Origin of the sequence: Streptomyces sp. NPDC094143 (assembly GCF_040303825.1) — a bacterium.
In the GTDB taxonomy this organism is placed as follows: domain Bacteria; phylum Actinomycetota; class Actinomycetes; order Streptomycetales; family Streptomycetaceae; genus Streptomyces.
This window is the reverse complement of sequence record NZ_JBEOTZ010000023.1, coordinates 122,172-144,763: the sequence shown is the minus strand read 5'-3', so window position 1 is coordinate 144,763 and position 22,592 is coordinate 122,172. Positions and strand designations below refer to the sequence as shown.

20 protein-coding genes, 3 pseudogenes and 1 riboswitch are annotated in these 22,592 nt (G+C 73.0%); of the genes and pseudogenes, 14 read left to right on the top strand and 9 right to left on the bottom strand.

All coding sequences use genetic code 11. From position 1 onward, the window contains the following. Both ABTZ58_RS26865 and ABTZ58_RS26860 read left to right on the top strand, forming a co-directional pair. A pseudogene (locus ABTZ58_RS26865) lies at positions 1 to 357 on the top strand (2-oxoacid:acceptor oxidoreductase subunit alpha); the annotation flags it as partial. Beyond that, entirely contained in the window at positions 350 to 1,429 is a 1,080-nt protein-coding gene (locus tag ABTZ58_RS26860) for a 2-oxoacid:ferredoxin oxidoreductase subunit beta (protein ID WP_351361677.1), read from the top strand. The pseudogene ABTZ58_RS26865 and the gene ABTZ58_RS26860, both read left to right, overlap by 8 nt. A 32-nt stretch (positions 1,430 to 1,461) precedes the next feature. On the opposite strand, the gene ABTZ58_RS26855 is transcribed toward ABTZ58_RS26860, so the two are convergent. Further along, complete coding sequence (locus ABTZ58_RS26855) at positions 1,462 to 1,842, bottom strand: winged helix-turn-helix transcriptional regulator (RefSeq protein WP_351361674.1); 381 nt, start codon at positions 1,840 to 1,842, stop codon at positions 1,462 to 1,464. Positions 1,843 to 1,933: 91 nt separating this feature from the next. Between ABTZ58_RS26855 and ABTZ58_RS26850 the strand changes: the two genes are divergently transcribed. Then, positions 1,934 to 2,788 carry an NAD(P)H-binding protein gene (locus ABTZ58_RS26850; protein ID WP_351361672.1) on the top strand — a complete coding sequence of 285 codons (855 nt, stop codon included), beginning with the start codon at positions 1,934 to 1,936 and terminating at the stop codon, positions 2,786 to 2,788. 126 nt (positions 2,789 to 2,914) lie between these two features. Further along, positions 2,915 to 3,928, top strand: a complete 1,014-nt coding sequence (gene rarD / locus ABTZ58_RS26845; protein WP_351361669.1) for an EamA family transporter RarD — start codon at positions 2,915 to 2,917, stop codon at positions 3,926 to 3,928. A gap of 80 nt (positions 3,929 to 4,008) precedes the next feature. Here the strand turns inward: rarD and ABTZ58_RS26840 are convergent. After that, positions 4,009 to 5,088, bottom strand: a pseudogene (locus ABTZ58_RS26840) (MFS transporter); the annotation flags it as partial. Positions 5,089 to 5,254: 166 nt separating this feature from the next. On the opposite strand from ABTZ58_RS26840, the gene ABTZ58_RS26835 reads away from it, so the two are divergent. Continuing rightward, on the top strand, positions 5,255 to 5,704 hold the full coding sequence (locus ABTZ58_RS26835; protein ID WP_351361666.1) for a winged helix-turn-helix transcriptional regulator: 450 nt from the start codon (positions 5,255 to 5,257) through the stop codon (positions 5,702 to 5,704). Positions 5,705 to 5,768: 64 nt separating this feature from the next. Here ABTZ58_RS26835 and ABTZ58_RS26830 read toward each other — a convergent pair. Continuing rightward, positions 5,769 to 6,299 (bottom strand): annotated as a pseudogene (locus ABTZ58_RS26830) (CGNR zinc finger domain-containing protein); the annotation flags it as partial. On the opposite strand from ABTZ58_RS26830, the gene ABTZ58_RS26825 reads away from it, so the two are divergent. Together ABTZ58_RS26825 and ABTZ58_RS26820 are read left to right on the top strand one after the other, a co-directional pair. After that, a complete protein-coding gene (locus ABTZ58_RS26825) occupies positions 6,281 to 6,754 on the top strand; it encodes a VOC family protein (RefSeq protein WP_351361663.1) in 474 nt (157 codons plus the stop codon). The pseudogene ABTZ58_RS26830 and the gene ABTZ58_RS26825 sit on opposite strands and share 19 nt — an antisense overlap. Before the next feature lie 193 nt (positions 6,755 to 6,947). Next, positions 6,948 to 7,898: a M28 family metallopeptidase gene (locus ABTZ58_RS26820; RefSeq protein WP_351361661.1), complete on the top strand. Its 951-nt coding sequence runs from the start codon at positions 6,948 to 6,950 to the stop codon at positions 7,896 to 7,898. A gap of 14 nt (positions 7,899 to 7,912) precedes the next feature. Here the strand turns inward: ABTZ58_RS26820 and ABTZ58_RS26815 are convergent, their stop codons facing one another. Next, positions 7,913 to 9,676, bottom strand: coding sequence for a tetratricopeptide repeat protein (locus ABTZ58_RS26815; protein WP_351361658.1), 1,764 nt, complete (start codon positions 9,674 to 9,676; stop codon positions 7,913 to 7,915). A 158-nt stretch (positions 9,677 to 9,834) separates the two neighbouring features. Between ABTZ58_RS26815 and ABTZ58_RS26810 the strand changes: the two genes are divergently transcribed. The 3 genes from ABTZ58_RS26810 to ABTZ58_RS26800 all read left to right on the top strand — a co-directional run bounded on the left by ABTZ58_RS26810 (position 9,835) and on the right by ABTZ58_RS26800 (position 12,200). Next, the gene (locus tag ABTZ58_RS26810) at positions 9,835 to 10,338 is read left to right on the top strand and encodes a DUF6668 family protein (protein ID WP_351361655.1); all 504 of its coding nucleotides are present in this window, start codon (positions 9,835 to 9,837) and stop codon (positions 10,336 to 10,338) included. A 53-nt stretch (positions 10,339 to 10,391) separates the two neighbouring features. After that, positions 10,392 to 11,513: an amidase family protein gene (locus ABTZ58_RS26805; RefSeq protein ID WP_351361697.1), complete on the top strand. Its 1,122-nt coding sequence runs from the start codon at positions 10,392 to 10,394 to the stop codon at positions 11,511 to 11,513. Between the two features lie 105 nt (positions 11,514 to 11,618). Beyond that, a complete protein-coding gene (locus ABTZ58_RS26800; RefSeq protein ID WP_351361652.1) occupies positions 11,619 to 12,200 on the top strand; it encodes a flavodoxin family protein in 582 nt (193 codons plus the stop codon). 22 nt (positions 12,201 to 12,222) lie between these two features. Here ABTZ58_RS26800 and ABTZ58_RS26795 read toward each other — a convergent pair whose 3' ends face one another. From ABTZ58_RS26795 to ABTZ58_RS26780, 4 genes are all read right to left on the bottom strand, one after another. Then, positions 12,223 to 13,101, bottom strand: coding sequence for an ABC transporter permease (locus tag ABTZ58_RS26795; protein WP_351361649.1), 879 nt, complete (start codon positions 13,099 to 13,101; stop codon positions 12,223 to 12,225). Then, positions 13,088 to 14,068, bottom strand: a complete 981-nt coding sequence (locus tag ABTZ58_RS26790) for an ABC transporter ATP-binding protein (protein ID WP_351361646.1) — start codon at positions 14,066 to 14,068, stop codon at positions 13,088 to 13,090. The genes ABTZ58_RS26795 and ABTZ58_RS26790 overlap by 14 nt, the downstream gene beginning before the upstream one ends. 64 nt (positions 14,069 to 14,132) lie before the next feature. Continuing rightward, positions 14,133 to 15,371: a LolA family protein gene (locus ABTZ58_RS26785; protein WP_351361644.1), complete on the bottom strand. Its 1,239-nt coding sequence runs from the start codon at positions 15,369 to 15,371 to the stop codon at positions 14,133 to 14,135. 231 nt (positions 15,372 to 15,602) lie between these two features. Then, entirely contained in the window at positions 15,603 to 16,613 is a 1,011-nt protein-coding gene (locus ABTZ58_RS26780; RefSeq protein ID WP_351361641.1) for a polyprenyl synthetase family protein, read from the bottom strand. A gap of 504 nt (positions 16,614 to 17,117) precedes the next feature. Further along, positions 17,118 to 17,299: riboswitch (cyclic di-AMP (ydaO/yuaA leader) on the top strand. Positions 17,300 to 17,302: 3 nt separating this feature from the next. Here ABTZ58_RS26780 and ABTZ58_RS26775 point away from each other — a divergent pair. Then, a complete protein-coding gene (locus ABTZ58_RS26775; protein WP_351361638.1) occupies positions 17,303 to 18,064 on the top strand; it encodes a transglycosylase SLT domain-containing protein in 762 nt (253 codons plus the stop codon). Here the strand turns inward: ABTZ58_RS26775 and ABTZ58_RS26770 are convergent. Next, complete coding sequence (locus tag ABTZ58_RS26770) at positions 18,028 to 18,876, bottom strand: HAD family hydrolase (protein ID WP_351361635.1); 849 nt, start codon at positions 18,874 to 18,876, stop codon at positions 18,028 to 18,030. The genes ABTZ58_RS26775 and ABTZ58_RS26770 overlap by 37 nt on opposite strands. Positions 18,877 to 19,046: 170 nt before the next feature. On the opposite strand from ABTZ58_RS26770, the gene ABTZ58_RS26765 reads away from it, so the two are divergent. From ABTZ58_RS26765 to ABTZ58_RS26755, 3 genes are all read left to right on the top strand, one after another. Continuing rightward, positions 19,047 to 20,132 carry a GNAT family N-acetyltransferase gene (locus tag ABTZ58_RS26765; protein ID WP_351361632.1) on the top strand — a complete coding sequence of 362 codons (1,086 nt, stop codon included), beginning with the start codon at positions 19,047 to 19,049 and terminating at the stop codon, positions 20,130 to 20,132. Between the two features lie 19 nt (positions 20,133 to 20,151). After that, positions 20,152 to 21,435 (top strand): glycosyltransferase family 2 protein, encoded by a 1,284-nt coding sequence (locus tag ABTZ58_RS26760; RefSeq protein ID WP_351361629.1) that lies wholly within the window; start codon positions 20,152 to 20,154, stop codon positions 21,433 to 21,435. 392 nt (positions 21,436 to 21,827) lie between these two features. After that, positions 21,828 to 22,583, top strand: coding sequence for a polysaccharide deacetylase family protein (locus ABTZ58_RS26755; protein ID WP_351361694.1), 756 nt, complete (start codon positions 21,828 to 21,830; stop codon positions 22,581 to 22,583). The last annotated feature ends 9 nt before the right edge of the window (positions 22,584 to 22,592 follow it).

Below are 22,592 nucleotides of genomic sequence, written 5' to 3'. Positions count from 1 at the left end.
GTCGACGGCATCGACGTCCCGGACCTGGAGGTCGACGACCCGGACGGCGCCCGGATCCTGGTCCTCGGCTGGGGCTCCACCTACGGACCGATCACAGCGGCGGTGCGGCGGCTGCGCAGGGCCGGGGAGTCGGTGGCGCAGGCGCACCTGCGCCACCTCAACCCCTTCCCGCGGAATCTGGGCTCCGTGCTGGAGCGTTACGACAAGGTGGTGATCCCCGAGATGAACCTCGGGCAGCTCGCCACGCTCGTCCGGGCGAAGTACCTGGTCGACGCCCACTCGTACAACCAGGTCAACGGCATGCCGTTCAAGGCGGAGCAGCTCGCCGCGGCTCTGAAGGAGGCCATCGATGGCTGAGACGACTTCGCAAGGCACCGGCACCGTCGAGGCGCTGTCCCTGGTCCCCAAGGCCGAGGCCAGGCAGTCGATGAAGGACTTCAAGTCCGATCAGGAAGTGCGCTGGTGCCCGGGCTGCGGCGACTACGCGATCCTGGCCGCCGTGCAGGGCTTCATGCCCGAGCTGGGGCTGGCGAAGGAGAACATCGTCTTCGTCTCGGGCATCGGCTGCTCGTCCCGCTTCCCGTACTACATGAACACCTACGGGATGCACTCCATCCACGGCCGCGCCCCGGCCATCGCCACGGGGCTGGCCGGCTCGCGCCGCGATCTGTCGGTGTGGGTGGTCACCGGTGACGGCGACGCCCTGTCCATCGGCGGCAACCACCTCATCCACGCCCTGCGCCGCAACGTCAACCTCAAGATCCTGCTGTTCAACAACCGGATCTACGGTCTGACCAAGGGCCAGTACTCGCCGACCTCCGAGGTCGGGAAGATCACCAAGTCGACGCCGATGGGCTCGCTGGACGCGCCGTTCAACCCGGTGTCGCTGGCGATCGGCGCGGAGGCGTCGTTCGTGGCGCGGACGGTGGACTCCGACCGCAAGCACCTGACGGAGGTGCTGCGCCAGGCCTCCGCCCACCAGGGCACTGCGCTGATCGAGATCTACCAGAACTGCAACATCTTCAACGACGGCGCCTTCGACGCCCTGAAGGACAAGCAGCAGGCCGAGGAGGCCGTGATCCGCCTGGAGCACGGCAAGCCCATCCGGTTCGGGGCCGACCTGGGCAGGGGCGTCGTGCGCGACGAGCTGACCGGGGATCTGAAGGTGGTCGCCGTGACGCCGGAGAACGAGGGGCGGATCCTCGTCCACGACGCGCACTCCCCGTCCCCGACCACGGCGTTCGCGCTGTCCCGGCTCGCCGATCCGGACACCCTGCACCACACGCCGATCGGTGTGTTCCGCTCGGTCGACCGGCCCGTCTACGACACGCAGATGGCCGACCAGCTGGACCGCGCCATCGAGCAGCACGGCAAGGGCGACCTGGCCGCGCTGCTGGCGGGCGGCGACACCTGGACCGTCGTCGGCTGACCAGGCCGCAGGACCCGAGGGGCCCGGGACCGCTACGAGGCGGCCCGGGCCTCGTCGTACGCCCGGCGCGCCTGCTCCACGTCGTCCATGCGGTCACGCGTCCACTGCGCGAGGGCCCGGACCTGTTCGGCGGCCTCGCGACCGAGGCCGGTGAGCGAGTAGTCGACACGCGGCGGGATGACGGGCTTGGCGTCGCGGTGGACCAGGCCGTCGCGCTCCAGGGTCTGCAGGGTCTGGGTGAGCATCTTCTCGCTGACGTTGCGGCCGCCCTGTGCGCCGATCGCCCGGCGCAGCTCGCTGAAGCGGTGCGGGCGGTCCAAGAGCTCGATCAGCACGAGCACGCCCCAGCGGCTGGTGACGTGCTCCAGGACGAGCCGGTGCGGGCACAGCGCCTCGTTGATGCTTACTGTCATGCCAGTACCTTACTTCAAAGTGGGTACTTTCCCCTAGTTAGCGCTTCTCCTATGGTTAGTGCCACCGCACCCCACAAGGAGAGTCCTCACCATGAGCATCATCGTCACCGGAGCCACCGGACACCTCGGCCGTCACGTCGTGGAGCAGCTGCTGGAGAAGGTCCCGGCCGGGCAGATCACCGCGGTCGTGCGCAACGCGGACAAGGCCGCCGACCTCGCGGAGCGCGGCGTCCGGATCGCCCTCGCCGACTACAACTCCCCCGCCTCCTTCGACGGCCTGTTCTCCGCCGGTGACAAGGTGCTGCTGATCTCCGGCAACGAGTTCGACAAGGGCCGCGTGCAGCAGCACAAGGTCGTCATCGACGCCGCCGGGGCGGCCGGTGTCGCCCTGCTCGCCTACACCAGCGCCCTGGGCACCCTGACCGCCGCGCTCGCCGACGACCACCGCGGCACCGAGGAGCTCCTGCTGGGCTCCGGCGTGCCCTACGCGCTGCTGCGCAACGGCTGGTACCACGAGAACTACACCGAGAACCTCGCCCCGGTGCTGGAGCACAACGCGGTCGTCGCCGCGGCCGGCGAGGGCAGGGTCTCCTCCGCCTCCCGGGCCGACTACGCCGCCGCCGCCGTCGCCGTACTGATCGGTGAGGGCCACGAGAACAAGACCTACGAGCTGGGCGGCGACACCGCCTGGAGCTTCGCCGAGTACGCGGCCGAGCTGAGCGGGCAGACCGGCCGGGAGATCGCCTACCAGCCCGTCTCCACCGAGAACCTGGCCTCCATCCTGACCGGCGCGGGCCTGCCGGAGCCGCTCGCGCGGACCCTCGCGGGTGTCGACGCCTCCATCGAGAAGGGCGAGCTCGTCGTCTCCACCGGCGACCTGTCCCGGCTGGCCGGCCGCCCCACCACTCCGCTCTCCGCGGCCGTCGCCGCCGCGCTCAGGGGCTGACGCCCGCGCGGGCGTCCGGAGCCCCGACCCCCTGTTGTCATGACCGTATGCCGATACGGGCATGACAGCCGGGGGTGCTCGGCGTTACCGTCGAGCACGCGGACAGGACGTGCGAAGGAGAGGCCCGTGACGCGCAAGCCGAGGGGTGAGCGGCACATAGGACTGCTGAACGGCTTCGCGGCCTACGGCATGTGGGGCCTGGTCCCCCTGTACTGGCCCCTGCTGAAGCCGGCGGGAGCGACGGAGATCCTGGCCCACCGGATGGTGTGGTCGCTGGTCTTCGTCGGCGCCGCACTGCTCGTGCTGCGCCGCTGGGCCTGGGCGGGCGAACTGCTGCGGCAGCCGCGCAAGCTGGGCCTGATCACGATCGCCGCGACGGTGATCACCGTCAACTGGGGCCTGTACATCTGGGCCGTGAACTCCGGGCACGTCGTCGAGGCCTCACTCGGGTACTTCATCAACCCGCTGGTCACCATCGCGATCGGCGTGCTGCTGCTCAAGGAGCGGCTGCGGCCGGTGCAGTGGGCGGCAGTCGGCACCGGCTGCGCGGCGGTCGTGGTGCTGACCATCGGCTACGGCCGGCTGCCGTGGATCTCCCTCTGCCTCGCCTTCTCCTTCGCGACCTACGGGCTGGTGAAGAAGAAGGTGAACCTCGGCGGCGTCGAGTCGCTGGCCGCCGAGACCGCGATCCAGTTCCTGCCCGCGCTCGGCTTCCTGGTGTGGCTGGGCACGCAGGGCGAGGCGACCTTCGCCGCCGAGGGTGCGGGGCACGCAGCCCTGCTCGCCTCGGCCGGGATCGTCACCGCGCTCCCCCTGGTCTGCTTCGGTGCGGCCGCCATCCGCGTACCCCTGTCCACCATCGGCCTGCTGCAGTACATGACGCCCGTCTTCCAGTTCCTGCTCGGCGTCTTCTACTTCCACGAGGAGATGCCGCCGGAGCGCTGGGCCGGCTTCGCGCTGGTGTGGCTGGCGCTGGCGCTGCTCACCGGGGACGCGCTGCGCACCGCCCGCCGGGCCTCCCGCGCGCTGACCACCGAGATCAGCGCGCCCAGCACCACCAGGACGACCGGCACGATCAGCGCCGCGCGGAAGGCCGACAGCGTGGCCTCGGGGCCGGACCCGGTGGACGCCAGGCCGTAGACCGCCGTCACCGCCGAGATGCCGATGGCGGAACCGAACTGCGTCGCCGTGGTCAGCAGCCCGCCGGCCAGGCCCTGCTCCGCCTCCTCGACCCCGTCCGTCGCCGCGATCGTCAGCGGCCCGTAGGCCAGGGCGAACGCCAGGCCGGACAGCAGCAGCGTCGGGAACATCATCGCGTAGGACCAGTCCAGGCCGACCGGCAGGAACAGGGCGTAGGCGGCCACTCCCAGGAGGAATCCGCCGAGGATCACCCGGGCGTTGCCGAAGCGGGCGACCAGCCGCGGGGTGAGCGTCGGCGCGAGGACCGCGTCGACGCCCATGACGATCAGGGCGACGGCGGTCTGCAGGGAGGACCAGCCGCGCAGTTCCTGCAGGTAGAGCGTGACGACGAACTGGAAGCCGAAGAAGGCGCCGAGGAAGAGCAGCGCCCCCAGGTCGGCGCGGACGACCGGGCCCTTGCGCAGGATGCCGAGGCGCACGAGCGGGTCCGGGCAGCGGCGCTCGAACGCGACGAAGGCACCGGCCAGGAGCAGGGCAGCGGCTCCCGAGACCAGGGTGAGCGGCCAGTCGGCCAGGCCGTGCTCCAGGCGGACGACGGTGTAGGCGGCCAGCAGCATGGCACCGGCGGCGGTGATCGCGCCGGGCAGGTCGAAGGTGCGCCTCCGCGCGGGCGGGGCGTCCCGCCGGGGCACCAGGCGCACGGCCGCGACGAGCAGGGCGGCGGTCAGCAGCACGGGTGCGAAGAACACCCAGCGCCAGCCGAGCTCGGTGAGCAGACCGCCGATCACCAGGCCGAGGGAGAAACCGGCCGCGCCGGTCCCGGCGAAGACCAGCAGGGCCTTGTTGCGCTTCGGCCCCTCCTCGTAGGACGTGGTGATCAGGGAGAGCGCGGCCGGGGTCATGAACGCGGCGGCGACGCCGGTGACGAAGCGCGCGACGATCAGCATCCAGCCGTCCGTCGCGAGGCCGCCGAGTCCGGAGAAGGCGAGGAAGACGGTCAGCCAGAGCAGGAACATCCGCCGCCGGCCGAGCAGGTCGGCGGCGCGGCCGCCGAGGAGGGTGAAGCCGGCGTATCCGAGCACGTAGGCGCTCAGCACCCAGGCCGCCGTGCCGGTGGCAAGGCCCAGATCGGAGCGGATGGCCGGGATCGCCACCGCCATCATCGCGACGTCGGCGCCCTCCAGGAAGATCGTCCCGCACAGGACGAGCAGCAACGCCCAGGCACGCGTGCCCATGAGTCAACACTCCTCTGGGAAAGGGCGGTTACACAAGTGAGGGTCGGTTCCCCCTTGTAACCACGACCACCCTGCGGCAGCATCGGCGGACATGGAAGAAGGCACTTCGAAGTCACCGAGTAACTGCGCGAGCACCGTGGACCACGGCGACGCCGACCCCTTCCAGTGGGACACCCGCGAGGACTGCCAGGTCCGGCAGATCCTCGACCGGATCGCCGACAAGTGGTCGCTGCTGGTCATCGCGCTGCTGGAGAACCGGCGGCTGCGCTTCACCGAGCTGCGCCGGGAGATCGACGGGGTCAGCCAGCGGATGCTCACCGTGACGCTGCGCTCGCTGGAGCGGGACGGGCTGGTGAAGCGCACGGTGCATCCGGTGGTGCCGCCGCGCGTCGAGTACGAGCTGACCTCCCTCGGCAGGACGCTGCACACCACGATCCAGTCCCTGGTGACCTGGACCGAGGAGCACCAAGAGGAGATCGCGGCGGCCCGGACCGCCTACGACGCGCGCGAGGAGCGGGCCGCGCGGGCCACGTCGCCGTAGCGGCCCGGCGGGCGCGGTGTGCCCGGACCTTCTCGCGCTGGCCGCGGTGCTCCGTCGCGCACCGGCGGCGGCCCGGGCGGGAGGTGTCGACGAAGAGCAGGTGGCAGGTGTCGGCGCCGCAGTCACGGACGCGGTCGGCGCAGCGCCCGGCGAACAGGTCGACGGCGTCGCGGGTGACCGTGGCGACCGTGACGACCGTGGCGACCAACTGTGAGCCGGTGGCCCGGGGCCCGGCGCACGGCTGCCGTCCGGTTCGATACGGGCGACGAGCCCGGGCCCGGCCGCGGCGCGTCGACGACGGCCAGGCGGGCGGGCGTCGGCGGCGGCCAGGCGGGTGGGCGTCGGCGGCGGCCGTGGGCGCGGTCGGCGGCGAGCGGGAACAGGGCGTCGCGCAGGGTGCGCGCCAGTGCCGGTTCCGCGGCGGAGACGGTGAGGTCCAGCCCGTCCGGCAGCCGGCTGCACCCGGCCCAGGCGACCGGGCCGGCGGGCCCGTGCAGCGCCTCCCGGCGGGCGAGGGCTCCGGAGTCCCGGCGTTTTCCCTGCGCGTTCGCTGACCCGACCAGTACAAGTGACTACATGACGCAGCCACCGGCATCGCCCACCCCCGTCCACTGGAAGATCGTCATCGACGCGAACGACCCGCACGCGCAGGCCGACTTCTGGGCCGCCGCGCTGCGGTACGAGGTCGAGGACAACAGCGCCCTCATCGAGCGGCTGCTCGGCTTCGGTGCCCTGCCCGAGGAGGCCACGGTCGAGTTCCACGGCCGCCGCGCCTTCCGGGATCTGATCGCCGTACGGCACCCCGGGGACCCGTTCGAGGAGGAGAGCGGGACCGGGCTCGGACGGCGGCTGCTGTTCCAGCGGGTGCCGGAGGCCAAGACGGGCAAGAACCGGCTGCACCTCGATCTGCACCCGGGCGAGGGGCGGCGCGAGGAGGAGGCCGCCCGGCTGGAGGAGCTCGGGGCGCGCGTGCTGCGGCGGGTGACGGAGCAGGGCGGCGAGTGGCTCGTGATGGCGGACCCGGAGGGCAACGAGTTCTGCGTGCAGTGACGGCGGACGGTGCACGCGCGGGTGTCGGCGCGCGGACGTCAACGCGCGGACGTCAACGCGCGGACGTCAACGCCGTGGCCGGATCCACGTCTTGACGGAGAGTCAGTACCAGCTTCACCATCCAGGCACCCCATTCACTGTGGGCCGCCCGTGGCACCCCACGGGCGGCCCCAAGGGAATCCGGAGCCCCCACATGAAGCTCTCCGTTTCCGCGCGCGCCGTCGCGGCGGGTGGCATGGCGACCGCCATGCTGCTGACCGGCGGTGCCGTGGCCGACGCCGCGTCCTCCGCTCCCACCCGAGCGGCCGCCGCGCCGGACATACCGGTGGCGAACGTCAAGGCCCACCTCTCCCAGCTGCAGTCCATAGCCACCGCCAACGGCGGCAACCGCGCGCACGGCCGCGCCGGCTACAAGGCCTCGCTCGACTACCTCAAGGCCAGGCTGGACGCGGCCGGATACACCACGACCGTCCAGCAGTTCACCGCCTCCGGCCGCACCGGCTACAACCTGATCGCCGACTGGCCGGGCGGCGACGCCAACCAGGTCGTGATGGCCGGTTCCCACCTCGACAGCGTCTCCTCCGGACCCGGCATCAACGACAACGGGTCCGGCTCGTCCGCCGTCCTGGAGACCGCCCTCGCCGTGTCCCGGGCGCAGTACAAGCCCACCAAGCACCTGCGGTTCGCCTGGTGGGGTGCCGAGGAGCTCGGCCTGGTCGGCTCCCGCTACTACGTCAACCGGCTGGCCACCGGCGACCGTTCACGGATCAGCGCCTACCTGAACTTCGACATGATCGGGTCCCCGAACCCGGGTTACTTCGTCTACGACGACGACCCGGCGATCGAGAAGACGTTCAAGAACTACTTCACCGGCATCGGCGTCCCGACGGAGATCGAGACCGAGGGCGACGGCCGCTCCGACCACGCGCCCTTCAAGAGCGCGGGCGTTCCGGTGGGCGGCCTGTTCACCGGGGCCGGCCGCGCGAAGACGGCGGCACAGGCGGCCAAGTGGGGCGGTACGGCGGGGCAGGCCTTCGACCGCTGCTACCACTCCTCCTGCGACACCACCGCCAACATCAACGACACGGCCCTCGACCGCAACAGCGACGCCCTCGCCCACGCGGTGTGGGAACTGTCGCAGTAGCCTCCGGGCCCGCCTCACCGCTCGCGGACGCGTGCGGTGAGGCGGCCCATGCGGGCGCGGGCCGACTCCAGCTCCTCGATCTCCTCGGCGGCGGGGCCGCCCGCGGAGGCCAGCTCGGTCCACAGGCCGACCAGGTCGCGCCCGAGTTCCAGTCCCAGGGCCGGATCGCGCACCGCCCGCCAGGACGTGGCCGCGCTCCGCACGTTGCCGTAGGCGCCCTCCGCGTCACCGGCCCGGCGCCGGGCACCGGCCAGGTCGAGCGAGAGGTGGAAGGCGCGGAGCGGGTCACCGGCCAGGTAGGCGATGTAGGCGGTCAGTTCGCGCAGCCGGAGCACCTCCGGGTGCTCCGGTCCCAGCGTCCCCGACGCCTGTGCGACGGTCCGGTCCGCCAGGTCGGCCGCCGCCTCGATCCGGCCCTCCTTCACGGCCTCGTTGATCCGCGCGACCGGCTCCGCGAGGAGCGCGGGTGCGGCGGGGTCGCCCGGGACGCCGAGGGGTTCGTCCCCGAGCACGGCCTCCGCGACGGCGTCGAAGCCGCGGGCGGGGGTGGGCTTGGGGTCGGGGTCGGCGGCGAGCAGGGCGGCCTCCGGAATCGGCTCGGGCCGGGGCCCGGGTCCGGCCCCCGGCACGGGCAGGGGCCGCGCGTCCATGGGCGGCGGCGGACCGAACGCCCCGGTGGGCGGCACGACGGTCCCGGGCACCGCGGACCCGCCCGGCATCATGCCTCGCGCGGCGGCCGGAGGTGTGTCCTGCGGTGCCGCGGCCGGGTGCGTCGCGTCCTGCGGCACGGTCGAGACCGAGCCCAGCGGTGGGGGCGCGTCCCACGGTGTCGGGGGCGTGCCCTGCGGCGCGGCCGGGGGCGCGTCCTGCGATGCGGGCTCCTGTACGGCGCGCAGCTCGAACGTCGGTACGGGCCCGTCCGCCGGCTGCGGCTCGGGCACCGACCGCAGCGGAAACGTCGGGGTGGTGCCGCGCCCCGGATCCTGCACGGGGCGCAGGACGTGCGTGGCCCGGTCACTCTCGGGCCGCTTTGGCCCGGCCGGGGGCGTGGATACCGACTCGGCGGCATTCGGGCCCGAGGTCTCGGCGGAAGCCGGGCGCGAGGGCCCGGCCTGGGCAGCGTGCACCGGCCCCGCCGGGGGCATGGACACCGGCCCGGCGGACGTCGGGCGCGCGGGCTCCCCGGACTCCGGGCCGGCCGGCCCGCCCGGGGCTACCGCGTGCACCGGCCCGGCCAAAGGCGAACTCCCGGACCCGGCCGAAGACGCGTGCGCCGGACTGGGCGGAGGCGTGTGGACGGGCCCGACCGGAGGCGTGTGGACGGGCCCGGCCGAAGCCGCGTGCGCCGACCCCACCGAATGCGGGCTCTCGGGCCCGGCCGAAGGCGTCTGCACCGGCCCGGCCGAAGACGTGTGCGCCGGACCGGTCACAGGCGGATTTCCAGGCGTTGGTGGGATCGTGCGGGTCGGTTCGGCTGTGAAGTGGCTGGAGCCGTCCGGGTCGACACGGAGCGGGACGACGTAGCCGATGCGTTCGTCGTGGACCGTGGCGAGGACGGCATGGCCCGTGGCCAGGGCGATGTGGTGCAGGCGGCCGAGGACGGCCTGCTGGATCTCCTCGCCGGGGGCCGCGAAGACGCGGACGCCGCCGACCGAGGCGCCCTCGGACGCCGCGCTCGCTCCGGACCCGGGGACGTGGACGTCGATCGGCGCCGCCGGGGTCGCCGCGTGTGCGGCCTGCTTCTGTTCCCGCTTCTTCTCGCGGCTGAGTCGCGACATCGTCCCCTCACTGGGCGTCGTACACCTAGTGTCGAGTGTGTCCGCTCGCCCCCGTTTCTCACGTCACCGGGGTGTCACAGGCTCGTCCCAAGGCCCGTGCGCCCGAACGGGTCGTTCCGCAGGGCATGAGGACCGGGTGCACGAGGGAGGAGAAGGGCATGCACACAGGCATGCGACAGGGACCGGAGATCTGGCTCCGGCCCCCGGTGGCCGGCCCGGATCCGGGCGGTCCCGAGCCCGCGCACGACCATGCCGCGGCACGGCGTTTCTCCTGGGTCGGCACGCACGGCGGGGCGGGCGTCTCCACGCTCGCCGCGGTCTACGGCGGCCATGACAGCGGCCGCGCCTGGCCCGGTGCCGGTGCCCCGCCGTCGGTGCTGCTGGTGGCCCGCACGCACGCGGCCGGGCTCGACACGGTCGCCGGCGCGGTGGAGGCGTTCCGGCGCGGTCAGGCTCCCCCGGAGCTGGACCTCGACGCCGTCGTCCTGGTGGCGGACGCCCCGGGCCGGCTGCCGCGTCCGCTCGCCCAGCGGGTGAAGTCCCTGGAGTCGGTCATCGACGTGTACCGCGTGCCGTGGGTGCCGGCGTGGCGGCTCGGGGAGCTCGGCCGTCCGCCGCGCGAGACGGCGGCTCTGGCCCGGCTGACGGGAGCGGTGCGCTGACGGCCGTTTCACTGTCGGCCGGGGAACTCGCGGCGGGCGTCCGTGCCCGGGAGCTGCGTGCGGTCGATGTCGTCGCGGCGGCACTGGAACGGATCGACCGGGCCGACCGGGAGCTGTGCGCGTTCGTCGAGGTGTGGCACGAGGAGGCGCTGCGCCGGGCGGCCAAGGTGGACGCGCTGCTGGACGCGGGCGGGGGCGGGGCGCTGCCGCTGGCCGGTGTGCCGGTCGCCGTGAAGGGGCGGCACGGGTTGCGCGCGGCGGGCCCGCTGCTCGCCGCCGGTGCCGTCGCCGTGGGGGCGACCTCGGTGCCGGGGCCGGGAACGCCGTGGCGGACCTGGGGGCTCGGGGCCCGGGGCCGGACCGTCAACCCGTGGCGGCCCGACCGGACGCCGGGCGGCTCGTCGGCCGGGGCCGCGGTCGCGGTGGCGGCCGGGCTGGTGCCGCTGGCGACCGGCGGCGACGGGGCCGGGTCGGTGCGGATCCCGGCGGCCTGGTGCGGGGTGCTCGGGCTGAAGACCACGAACGGACGGCTCCCCTCCGCCGACCGCACGGGCCTGGCCGCACCGGGCGTGCTCGCCCGCTCGGCAGCGGACGCGGCGGCGTGGTGGCGGGCGGTGTCGGGTGAACCGGCGGCTGCTCGTCCGCCCCTGCCCGTCGCCGCCGTCTGGTCGCCCGACCTCGGTTTCGCCGGGCCCGACCCGGAGCCCGTCGCCCTGGCCCGGGCGACGGCCGAACGGCTCGTGGCGGCGGGTGTCGTACGGCTGGTGCGGCCGCGGGAGCCGGTGCGGCTGAGGGACCCCGGGCCCGCGTGGCTCGCCCTGCGCACGCCCGGGGCCACTCCGCCCGGGAGCACGCCGGAACCGGGTCCCGGCCTCGCCACGGCGCACCGCGTCCGGGCGGAGAACGACCGGCGGCTGGCCGGCTCGTTCGCCGCGGCCCCCCTCCTGCTGACGCCGACGGCTCCGACCGCCCCGCACGGCCACGAGGGACCCGGCGACCGCTACTCCACCTCGCTGACCTGGGCTTTCAACCTCAGCGGGCATCCGGCGCTGAGCCTGCCCGCGGGCTTCGGCCGCGACGGCTGCCCGGCCGGGCTGCAGTTCGTGGCCCCGCACGGGCAGGACGCGCTGCTCCTGGCCGTGGCGCGGGAGGCGGAGGCACGCGGCGAGGGCTGAGAGGCCCCGGGGGGCGGGCCGGCATCCCTTGGCAGATTTACTTGCGTGCGCATATGATGCAAGCGCGCATAATTGATGTGCGCCGAATATCCAAAGGGGACAGCCATGACCCGCCGCTTCCTTTTCGTCCTGGGCAGCGCCCGCGCCGACGGCAACACCGAGCTGCTGGCCCGCCGGGCCGCCGAGCAGCTGCCGCCGGGCGTCGAACAGCAGTGGATCGACCTCACCGAGCACCCGCTTCCCGACTTCGAGGACCTGCGGCACGACAGCGACCACGTCCGCCCGACCGAGGGCAGCGCGGCCCTGCTGCTCGACGCCACGCTCGCCGCGACCGACATCGTGATCGCCTCGCCCCTGTACTGGTACTCGGTCTCCGCGCAGACCAAGCGCTACCTGGACTACTGGTCCGCCTGGCTGCGCACGCCCGGGATCGACTTCAAGGCGACCCTGGCCGGACGCACGCTGTGGGGTGTCACCGCCCTGGCGCACGAGGAGGAGGTCGTCGCCGACCCGCTCGTCGGGACGCTCAGCAACTCCGCCGCCTACCTGGGGATGCGCTTCGGCGGGGTGCTGCTCGGCAACGGCAGCAAGCCCGGCGACGTGCTGAACGACACCGAGGCCCTGGCCCGCGCCAAGACGTTCTTCGCGCAGGAGGCACCGCTCGCCCGCTTCCTGTACGAGCAGTGAGGCCCGCCGCCGGCCGGTCCGGCTAGGCCGTGATGTCCTTCGCCGTGAAGCGCGCCCACGCCGCCGTGCCGAACACCGCCGCGTACAGCGCCTGCAGCCCGAGGTTCTTCGCCAGTTCGTCCCAGTAGACCGGCTCGCGCATGAGGTCGGCGAAGGACAGCCAGTAGTGCGAGAAGAAGTACGGCTGGATGGCGTGCAGTTGCGGGATCTGGTCGAGGATCTGGACCGTGATCAGCAGGCCCACCGTCGTCGCCATCGCCGCGATGCCGCTGTTGGTCAGCGTCGACACGAACAGGCCGAGCGCCGCCACGCCGATCAGTGACGCTGCCACGGCCAGGGCGATCAGCAGGGCTCTGCCCAGGCCTTCGGCGAAGCTGATCCGGGTACCGGAGATGGTCGTCAGGTCGCCGAGCGGGAAGAGCAACGCGCCGGCCGCCAGGGCCGAGACGGCGACCACCAGGGTGGCCACCAGGCAGAACAGGACGACCGTCGCGTACTTGGTGAGCAGCAGCCGTGTGCGGCCGGCCGGGGCGACCAGCAGATAGCGCAGCGTGCCGGCGTTGGCCTCGCCGGCGATCGCGTCGCCCGCGACGACACCCACCGCCATCGGCAGGAAGAACGGCAGGGTCGCGGCCAGGGCGGTGAAGACCAGGAACAGGCCGTTGTTGGTGATCTGCGAGATGAAGGCCGGTCCTGCGCCGCCCCCGCCGCCGGGCGAGGAGCCGTCGCTCGTCTCGATCCTGACGGCGACGCCGACCAGGACCGGCACGCCCGCCAGGACCGCCAGCAGCGCCAGGGTGCGCCAGCGCCGGAAGGTGGTGGTGAGTTCGTTGCGCAGCAGCCCGAAGGTCCGCAGCGGGCTCACCGGCCCTGCGGTTCGTGCGACTTCAGCCCGCGACATCGAAGCCCTCCCCGGTCAGTGCCACGAACGCGTCCTCCAGCGAGGCCCGTTCGACCGTGAAGCCGCGGACCCGCACCCCAGCCGCGACCAGCGCGGCGTTCACCTCGGCCAGGTCGCGGTCCGGGGGTTCGCCGGTCACCCGGTCGCCGGTGACGGTGAGGTCGCCCACGCCCTGTTCCTTCAGGACCCGGGCCGCCTCCGCCCCGTCCGGTGTGGTCACCACCAGCAGGCCGCGCGCCCCGGCGGCCAGCTCGGCGACCGGGCCCTGGGTGAGGAGCCGGCCCTGGGCCATCACGGCCGCGTGCGTGCAGACCTGTTCGATCTCGTCGAGGAGGTGCGAGGAGAGGAAGACGGTCGTACCGTCCGAGGCGAGTTCGCGGATCAGGGTGCGGATCTCGCGCATGCCCTGCGGGTCGAGGCCGTTGGTCGGCTCGTCGAGGACCAGCAGCCGGCGCGGCTGGAGCAGGGCGGCGGCCAGGCCCAGGCGCTGCTTCATGCCGAGCGAGTACGCCTTGGCCTTCTTGCCCGCCGCGGCCGTCAGGCCCACCCGGTCCAGGGCGGCGGCGACCCGGGCCCGCCGGGTGCGCGGATCGGCGGCCGGGTCGGCGGAGTCGTAGCGCAGGAGGTTGTCGCGGCCGGAGAGGAAGCCGTAGAGGGCCGGGCCCTCGATGAGGGCGCCGACGTGCGGGAGCACGGCGCGGGTGGCCCCGGGCATGGGCCGCCCGAGGACCCGCACCGTGCCGGAGGTGGGCTCGATCAGGCCCATCAGCATGCGGATGGTGGTGGTCTTGCCGGAGCCGTTGGGGCCGAGGAAGCCGAAGACGCTGCCCGCCGGGACGGTCAGGTCCAGACCGTCGACGGCGAGCTGTCCACCGCGGTAGCGCTTGGTGAGCGCGCGGGTGGCGATGACCGGTTCCCCGGTCTGCTCACCGCGCTGCTCCGGCTCCGCGGCGGACGGTTCACCCATCGGTTTCCTCGTTCTCTCGGCGTCCCGCGCGGTGCGGGGCCGGGGCCCCGCGCGCGTACGGGACTCACTTCCCGGCGTCGGCCGCCTTCACGAGCGCGTCCTTGGTGACGGCGCCCACGTAGACCTTGCCGTCGTCGGTGACCAGGGCGTTGATCAGGCGGGTCGAGAAGACCGTGCCCGAGCCGAAGCCGCCGGTGACCTTGTCGCCGAGCGAGTCGATGAAGCCGCCGAACTCGCCGCCGGCCTCACCCGAGGGCACGCCCTCGCCGCCGGTGTCGAAGGTCGCTATGGCGTTCCAGCCCTCGCCGATGGTCTTCATGCCCTCGGGGCCCTTGCCGAGGTGCTCACCGGACTTCGGGGCCTTCTCCGCGTGCCCGCGCGCCTCGCCCTTCTCGAACTCCTTGCCGAAGTCCTTGCCGAAGTCCTTCTCCTCGGTGACCTTCGCGCCCTTCGGCGGGGTGAAGTCGAAGGTCGAGGCGGCCGGCTTGGCGAAGCTGACCTGGGTGAAGCCCGCGTCGACGACGGCGGCGCCGCCGCTCGCCGGGGTCAGCGTGAACTTCAGCGGCGTGCCCGTCCGCGCGTCCACGGCGACGGTGATCGCGCCGACCGTCGAGCCGGACTGCTTCGGCTTGACGAGCAGCTTGTAGGCGTCCCGGCCGGCGACCTGGGCGGTGCCGTCCACGGTCACGGAGGTCGTGTCGTCGACGGCCTTCAGGGCCTCCTCGGCGAAGTCCTTCGGCGTGGCCGGCGGCTGCTGCTCCTTCTCGTGCGCCGGGCCGTCGGAGGCGGTGCCGTGGTAGACCTCGTTGGACTTGCTGTCGTAGGCCCAGACGTCCTTGCCGTTGTGGACGATGCTGTACTCGGCGGCGTTCTCCAGCAGCGACAGCTTCTGCCGGTCGGGGCCGTCGGCGGCAACGCGCAGGGTGTGCGTGCCGGAGGCCAGTTCGGTGAGCTTGGCCGTCGGGTCGGCGGAGGAGCCGTCCTCCCCCCGGCCGGCGGCGCCGGACAGCAGGCCGGACTCCAGCCCGCCGAGGTTCGGCAGGCCGAGGTCGGTGCTGATCTTCACCGTGCCGGAGAGCTGCTCGGTGTCCGACTCGGCGATCTTCTGGATGAGCTGCTGTGCGGTGATCTTGGGAAGGTCGGGGTCACCGGAGTCGGCGAGTGCGGGGACCAGGCCGATCGTCGCGGCCGCCACCCCCACCACCGTCACCGGGACGACGTACCGCGCGGCCTTGCGCCGCCGGGAGTGCTGCTCGTCGACCTCCCCGCCGGTCGTGCTGTCGTCGGATGCGTACGGTGCCATGTGTGCCTTACCTCCGTGGTCGGCGGCGGCTGTCCGTGTCGTGCACGCACTCGTCCCTGAGCCGCCATTCTCACCCGAACGGGTGAGGAGTGGTGTTTTCCGTGGTTTCCATCTGACCAAATCGGCCAGGCAGATACGTCAGACCCCGGACTCAACTCCGCGTACTGCTGGGGTATGACACGCAGGGGCGGCTTCTCCCCCGACCCGTAGGGGTCGGGGGGCGGCGGGCGGTCAGCCGGCCCGGTGCACCACGGCGTCGCACAGCTCCACGAGCGCCGTCTTGGCGGCGCATGCGGGCAGCGGTGCCAGTGCCGAGCGGGCGTCCTCGGCGTAGCGGACGGTGTCCCGGCGGGCCTGTTCGAGCGCCGGGTGGGCGCGCAGCAGGCGCAGGGCCTCGGCGTGCCGGTCGTCGTCGGTCAGGTCGGAGTCCAGCAGCTCGCACAGGGCGACGTCCTCGGCGAGCCCGAGCCGGGCCGCCCGCTCGCGCAGCCGCAGCACCGGCAGGGTCGGGATGCCCTCGCGCAGGTCGGTGCCGGGGGTCTTGCCGGACTCGTGGGAGTCGGAGGCGATGTCCAGGACGTCGTCGGCGAGCTGGAAGGCGACGCCGAGCCGCTCGCCGTACTGGGTCAGCACGTCCACGACCGTATCGTCGGCGCCGGACATCATCGCGCCGAACCGGCACGAGACCGCCACCAGCGAGCCGGTCTTGCCGCCCAGCACGTCCAGGTAGTGCTCGACCGGGTCACGGCCGTCCTGCGGTCCGGCCGTCTCCAGGATCTGGCCGGTCACCAGCCGCTCGAACGCCTCGGCCTGCACCCGTACCGCCTCCGGACCGAGGTCGGCCAGGATGTGCGAGGCGCGCGCGAAGAGGAAGTCGCCGGTGAGGACCGCGACGGAGTTGCCCCAGCGGGTGTTGGCGCTGTCCACCCCGCGGCGCACGGCGGCCTCGTCCATCACGTCGTCGTGGTACAGCGTGGCGAGGTGCGTCAGCTCCACGACGACGGCCGACGGCACGATGCCGGGTGCGTGCCGGTCGCCGAACTGGGCGGCGAGCATCACGAGCAGCGGCCGGAACCGCTTGCCGCCGGCCCGTACCAGGTGCTGGGCGGCCTCCGTGATGAAGGGCACCGCACTCTTGGTGGCCTCTAGCAGGCCTTCCTCGACAGCCGCCAGTCCGGCCTGGACATCGGCCTCCAGAGCCTGGTCCCGCACGCTCAGCCCGAATGGCCCGACGTCGGTCACGAGGGGTCTCCTGTCTGCTGGTGTCTGCCGGTGCTTACGCGGATTGTCGATAGGTCGCTGCCATCACTCGAGTCAGCGTATCCGGTCACGTTTCGATCACCGCCAGCGCCCATGGTTACAGGCCGGGTGGTATCCGATCACGACCGCAATGTTTTCGATCAGCCCATAAGAACAGAAATGTTCCGACTTACCGGGAATTCGCGACCTATGCGAGATTTGCGGCATTGGCGAAGCAAATTCCTCTTGCGGGACATTGCGCCCCGGGTCGCGATCAGTGAATTGAATCACTTCGACCCTTCCGCGGCACTGCCGGCGCATCGAGTGGTTACGCCTTTCACCGAAAGCGAGTTGAGGCTTGGCTCGCGCAAAGGATCAAGCGGCCCATTCCACCCTGACCAAGGTCAAACAGCACCTCGTGTGACTCCGGTGCTTGTTCCCGGCATGTGCTCTCGCATACGTTCCGGCCCAGTCCGGCGGACCGCCGAATCCTGCCGCCGCCCGGACTCCCCACACACACCGACTCACTCACGCAGGGCAGGAGCGGGGGACCCAGGTAAGTCGCCGGTCCGCACGACAGCGGAACGGCTCGGGGTGAAGCCGCGCACGACAGCAGCACGCCGTGTGCGGCCGGGCACCTCCCGGCCCGAACCCGACAGCTCACCTCGCAGGCGCCGGAGAGGAATATCGCCATGCCCGGACGAGGTAAGCACCGTCGCCCCGCAAGGAACCCGATCACCCGTGGTGTCGTCGCCGTCGGCACCGGTGGAGCGGCACTGACCCTGCCGCTCCTCGGCGCGACGCAGGCGAGCGCCGCGGAGCCCCAGAGCGCCCCGGCCGCGCTGACCGTGGCGCAGGCGGCCCAGCCCGCCAAGTCGCTCACGTACACCGTGGTCAAGGGCGACTCGCTCTACCGCATCGCCGAGAAGTACGACGTCTCCGGCGGCTGGAAGCGGCTGTACCAGGACAACCGCGCCGCCGTCGGTGACGACCCGAAGCTGATCCGCCCGGGTCTGAAGCTGAAGGTCGGGACCACCAAGGCCGTCGCCCCGAAGAAGGCGACGCAGTCGGCCACCCCGGCCAAGCCGGCCGGTGGCGTCACGCAGGCCACCCCGGCCGCCGCGAAGACCTACGCGAACAACCTCGACGGATGGATCCGCGAGGCGCTGGACATCATGGCCCAGAAGGGCATCCCGGGCTCGTACGACGGCATCTACCGCAACATCATGCGAGAGTCGTCGGGCAACCCGCAGGCGATCAACAACTGGGACTCGAACGCCGCCAAGGGCACCCCGTCCAAGGGCCTGCTCCAGGTCATCGACCCGACCTTCGCCGCCTACCACGTGCCCGGCACCCCCTACGACCCGTACGACCCGGTCGCCAACATCACGGCGGCCTGCAACTACGCGGCCGACCGCTACGGCTCGATCGACAACGTCAACGGTCCGTACTGAGCCGTCCCGCCCAGCAGTCGTTCGAGGACGACGGCGATGCCGTCGTCCTCGTTCGACAGCGTGATCTCGTCGGCCACGGCCTTGAGTTCGGGATGACCGTTGGCCATCGCGACGCCGTGCGCCGCCCAGTCGAACATCGGGATGTCGTTGGGCATGTCACCGAAGGCGATGGTGTCCGCGGGCCGCAGCCCCAGGTGCTCGGCGGCCAGCGCCAGCCCCGTCGCCTTGGTGACACCGCACGGCTGGAGCTCGACCGTGCCGGGCCCCGACATCGTCACCGTCGCCAGTGAACCCACCACCGAGCGGGCCGTCGCCGCCAGTTCGTCGTCCGACAGGCAGGGGTGGCGCAGCAGCACCTTGCTGATCGGCTCACCCCACAGCTCGTCGCGCCGGTCGACCCGCACCGCGGGCAGCGTCGGGTGCGGCATGAGATACCCCGGCTCGATGAGCGTGAGCCCGTCGACCCCGTCCTGGTCGACCGCCGCGTACACCTCCCCCACCTCGGCCTCGATCTTCCCGATGGCCGTCTCGGCCAGCTCCCGGTCCAGCGTGACGGACCACAGCATCCGGTTCGCGCCGGCGTCGTACACCTGCGCGCCCTGCCCGCACACCGCGAGCCCCGTGCACCCCAGGTCGTCCAGGAGCGGCCGCACTCTCGGCGCCGGGCGGCCCGTCACCACGAGGTGCTGGGCACCGGCGTCCGCCACCCGCGCGAGCACGGCGAGGGACCGGTCGGACAGGGTGTCGTCGCCGCGCAGCAGCGTCCCGTCCAGGTCGGTGGCGATGAGTGAATATGCGAGGGGTGCGGCCATGATCAGAGAATACGGACAACGCGCCCCTTCGTTTCATCGCGCGGCACACGCCGATTGCCCGGTTGAGGGCCTCTGCACCAGTTGGCAACAACATGGTCCGCTACCTACCCGAGAGGCCGCATCGAGCGGTACCTTCCAAGTGTCCAGCGGGACTTGATCGGGGGGTCGGGTTGAGCAGTGGGCGCATTCGCGTGGCCGGGCCCGGGGAGCTCGGCGAGGGGGAGAGGGAGCGCTGGCGCGCGCTGCGCGCCGCCTCGGAGGCACCGCGCAGCCCTTTCATGGAACCGGAGTTCACCGAGGCCGTCGGTCTGGTGAGGCCGCGGGCCCGGGTCGCGGTGGTCCACGAGGGCCCGGAGCCGGTCGGCTTCCTGCCCTATGAACGCGGCCCGTTGGGACAGGGCCGCGCCATCGGGCTCGGGGTCTCGGACGCGCAGGGCGCGATCCTGCGGCCCGGCCTGGACCTGGAGACGGGCGAACTGCTGCGGGCCTGCTCGCTGTCGTCCTTCGCCTTCGACAACCTGGAGGCGGAGCAGCGGCTGTTCGTCCGGTACGCGGCGGAGGAGCACGCCACCTACGTCGTCGACGTGGAGAAGGGCTACGAGACCTACGAGTCGGTGCTGCGCGCCCAGTCGCCCAAGTTCCTGAAGACCACCCTGGCCAAGGAGCGCAGGCTGGCCCGGCAGGCCGGCGAGGTGCGGTTCGTGTTCGACGAACGCGACCCGGCCGCGCTGCGCACGCTCATGGAGTGGAAGTCGGCGCAGTACCGCAGGACAGGCCGCAGGGACCGGTTCGCGCAGGAGTGGATCACCCGGCTCGTCGGGCACCTGGCCCGCACCCGGGCCCCGGAGTGCAGCGGCACGCTGTCCGTGCTGTACGCGGGCGGCCGGCCCGTCGCCGCGCACTTCGGGCTGCGCTCGGCGTCGGTGCTGGCCTGCTGGTTCCCGGCCTACGAGCCGGAGTTCGCGAAGTTCTCGCCCGGTCTGGTGCTGCACCTGCGCATGGCCGAGGCGGCGGCGGCCGCGGGCATCGGCACGCTCGACCTGGGGCGGGGCGCGGCCGAGTACAAGGACGCGCTGAAGACGGGCGAACTGCCCGTGTACGAGGGCGCGGTGACCCGGCCTGGGGCGGGCGCGGCGCTGCACTGGCTGAGCCGCGAGCCGGCGCGCCGCGCGCACAGCTTCGTCCGCGGCCGGCCGCGCCTCGCGGCGCTGGCCGCGCGGACCCTGAAGGGCGCGGCCCGGCTGCGCCGTACCTGACGACGAGGGGGGAGGGCGCATGGCCCGTTCGGCGCGTGCGCGGGAGGAGATACGGCGGTTCCTGGCCATCGGTGCCGTACAGGTCGCCGAGCTGGACCTGGACGGCGAGGAGGCGGTGCTCAGACCCGGCCCGGGGAGCCCGCCGGTGACCCACGGCGAGGTGTTCGCCCTGGTCAGACGGGGTGGCCGCCCGGTGGGCACACTGCTCGCGCAGGTCCCGGAGGGGGCGGATCCGCGGGCCGTGCTGGCGGCCCGGGCGCGGGCGGAGTGCGCCGCGGCGGAGGCCGCCGCGCCGGTGGAGCCGCCGTACGCCAGTGTCGTCGTGGCCACCCGGGAGCGGGCCGGGCAACTGGCCCGGGCGCTGGACTCGCTGCTGGCCCAGGACCATCCGCGGTTCGAGATCGTCGTGGTCGACAACGCGCCCGTGACCCGCGAGACGCGGGAGCTGGTCGAGCGGAAGTACGCCGAGCGCGTGCGGTACGTGTGCGAGCCGGTGCCCGGCCTCGCGGTCGCGCACAACGCCGGTCTGGCCGCCGTGCGGGGCGAGGTGGTCGCCTTCACGGACGACGACGTGGTGGCCGACCCGCGCTGGCTGACCGAGCTGACCGCGCCCTTCGCCGCCGACGCCGCACTGGGGTGCGGCACCGGGCTGATCCTGCCCGCGCGGCTGACGACACCCGCCCAGGTGCTCCTGGAGAGCCACGGCGGCTTCGCGAAAGGCTTCACTCCAAGGACGTACGATCCGGCGGACCCGCCGGTCGACGAGCCGCTGTTCCCGTTCACGGCGGGGCGGTTCGGCTCGGGCGCGAACATGGCGTTCCGTACGGAGGTCCTGCGCCGCGTCGGCGGCTTCGACCCGGCGACCGGAGCGGGAACGGCCGCCCGGGGCGGTGACGACCTCTACGGCTTCGTCCGGGTCCTGGCCGAGGGATACCGGCTGCGCTACACGCCGTACGCCCTGGTCTGGCACCACCACCGGGAGACCTGGCGGGACCTGGAGACCCAGGCGTACGGCTACGGCGCCGGCCTCACGGCGTATCTCACCGCGGTGCTGGTGAACCGGCCCGCGCTGCTGCCGGCGTTCCTCGCGCGGCTGCCGCGCGGCCTGGCACACGCCCGGTCGCTGACGGCGGCCCGCGCGACGGAGGAGACCGCCGGCGGCATGCCGGGCGATCACGACGCACGCACCCATCCCTGGCCACGGCGCCTGTCGCGCCTGCAGCGCAGGGGGATGGTGTACGGACCGGTCGGCTATCTGAAGGCGCGGCGGGCGCTGCGCGCGAGTGTGCGGGGGGCGGGATGAAGACTCCGGCGAGTGCGAGTACGCGTGGCGAGGGCCAGGGGGAAGGCAGAGGCCGGGCGGAGCGGGGGACGCGGGACGGTGAGGGGCCGATAGCCCCGGCGGACACCGGCCGTGCGCGCGAGGGCGGGGTCCACGTTGGTGTCCACGATGGTGTGACCCGAGCCCCGGCGGAGGCGGCCGGCGGGGCCGGCTCCACGGCGGGCGATCGCTTAGCTCGTCCGCCCCTCGGCCATCAGCCCCAGCACCTCCCGCTCACGCGGGGTGAGCCCTCCGTGGAGGCGGTTGATGAGGCCGGCTCCACGGCGGGCGCGGCCGGTGAGCCCGGCTCCACGGCGGGCCCGGCCGACGAGGCCGGCTCCACGGTCATCCCCGTCTTCCTGTACCACTCCGTGATGGACGACCCGCCGGGCTGGATCGCCGAGTTCACGGTCACGCCCGCGCAGTTCGCCGCGCATCTGGACGCCGTGGTGCGCAGTGGGCGTACGCCCGTCACTATCAGCGCGGTCGCCGATCACCTGGCCGGGCGGGCACCCCTGCCGCCCCGGCCCGTGCTGCTCACCTTCGACGACGGGTTCGCCGATCTGCCCGGCCCCACCGCCGAGGCGCTGGCCGAGCGGACGCTGCCCGCCACCGCCTATCTCACCACCGGCGCCATCGTCCCGGGCGGCCGCAGTCTGCTGCCGCCCGCCCCGATGATGACCCTGGCGGGCGTGACGGAGCTGGAACGTTCCGGCATGGAGATCGGCAGTCACACGGTGACGCACGCGCAGCTCGACACGCTGTCCGCGAAGGACCTGGCCTACGAACTGCGCACCTCCAAGGCCGTATTGGAGGACGCCCTCGGGCACGAGGTCCGGCATCTCGCCTACCCGCACGGCTACAACAGCCCGCGCGTGCGCGCCATGTCGGTCCGGGCCGGCTACGAGACGGCGACCGCCGTCCGCCACGCCCTCAGCTCCGGCCACGACGAGCGGTACCGCATCGCCCGGCTCATCGTCCGCCACGGCCACACCGTCGCCGACGTCGAGGGCTGGCTGGCCGGGACGGGCGCGCGGGTCGCGCCGTACCGGGACGGGCCGAAGACGATCGCCTGGCGGTGGTACCGGCGGGCCCGCGGGCGGGTGCGCGGGCCCGAGTTCGCCGGCTGACGCGGTCGC

Coding starts and splice junctions, on each gene's coding strand:
- ABTZ58_RS26820 (WP_351361661.1), top strand. CDS start 6,948: ATGAAGCTCTCCGTTTCCGCGCGCGCCGTCGCGGCGGGTGGCATGGCG.
- ABTZ58_RS26825 (WP_351361663.1), top strand. CDS start 6,281: ATGACGCAGCCACCGGCATCGCCCACCCCCGTCCACTGGAAGATCGTC.
- ABTZ58_RS26775 (WP_351361638.1), top strand. CDS start 17,303: ATGCCCGGACGAGGTAAGCACCGTCGCCCCGCAAGGAACCCGATCACC.
- ABTZ58_RS26835 (WP_351361666.1), top strand. CDS start 5,255: ATGGAAGAAGGCACTTCGAAGTCACCGAGTAACTGCGCGAGCACCGTG.
- ABTZ58_RS26800 (WP_351361652.1), top strand. CDS start 11,619: ATGACCCGCCGCTTCCTTTTCGTCCTGGGCAGCGCCCGCGCCGACGGC.
- ABTZ58_RS26855 (WP_351361674.1), bottom strand. CDS start 1,842: ATGACAGTAAGCATCAACGAGGCGCTGTGCCCGCACCGGCTCGTCCTG.
- ABTZ58_RS26850 (WP_351361672.1), top strand. CDS start 1,934: ATGAGCATCATCGTCACCGGAGCCACCGGACACCTCGGCCGTCACGTC.
- ABTZ58_RS26760 (WP_351361629.1), top strand. CDS start 20,152: ATGGCCCGTTCGGCGCGTGCGCGGGAGGAGATACGGCGGTTCCTGGCC.
- ABTZ58_RS26795 (WP_351361649.1), bottom strand. CDS start 13,101: ATGTCGCGGGCTGAAGTCGCACGAACCGCAGGGCCGGTGAGCCCGCTG.
- ABTZ58_RS26815 (WP_351361658.1), bottom strand. CDS start 9,676: ATGTCGCGACTCAGCCGCGAGAAGAAGCGGGAACAGAAGCAGGCCGCA.
- ABTZ58_RS26785 (WP_351361644.1), bottom strand. CDS start 15,371: ATGGCACCGTACGCATCCGACGACAGCACGACCGGCGGGGAGGTCGAC.
- ABTZ58_RS26770 (WP_351361635.1), bottom strand. CDS start 18,876: ATGGCCGCACCCCTCGCATATTCACTCATCGCCACCGACCTGGACGGG.
- ABTZ58_RS26790 (WP_351361646.1), bottom strand. CDS start 14,068: ATGGGTGAACCGTCCGCCGCGGAGCCGGAGCAGCGCGGTGAGCAGACC.
- ABTZ58_RS26755 (WP_351361694.1), top strand. CDS start 21,828: ATGGACGACCCGCCGGGCTGGATCGCCGAGTTCACGGTCACGCCCGCG.
- ABTZ58_RS26810 (WP_351361655.1), top strand. CDS start 9,835: ATGCACACAGGCATGCGACAGGGACCGGAGATCTGGCTCCGGCCCCCG.
- ABTZ58_RS26860 (WP_351361677.1), top strand. CDS start 350: ATGGCTGAGACGACTTCGCAAGGCACCGGCACCGTCGAGGCGCTGTCC.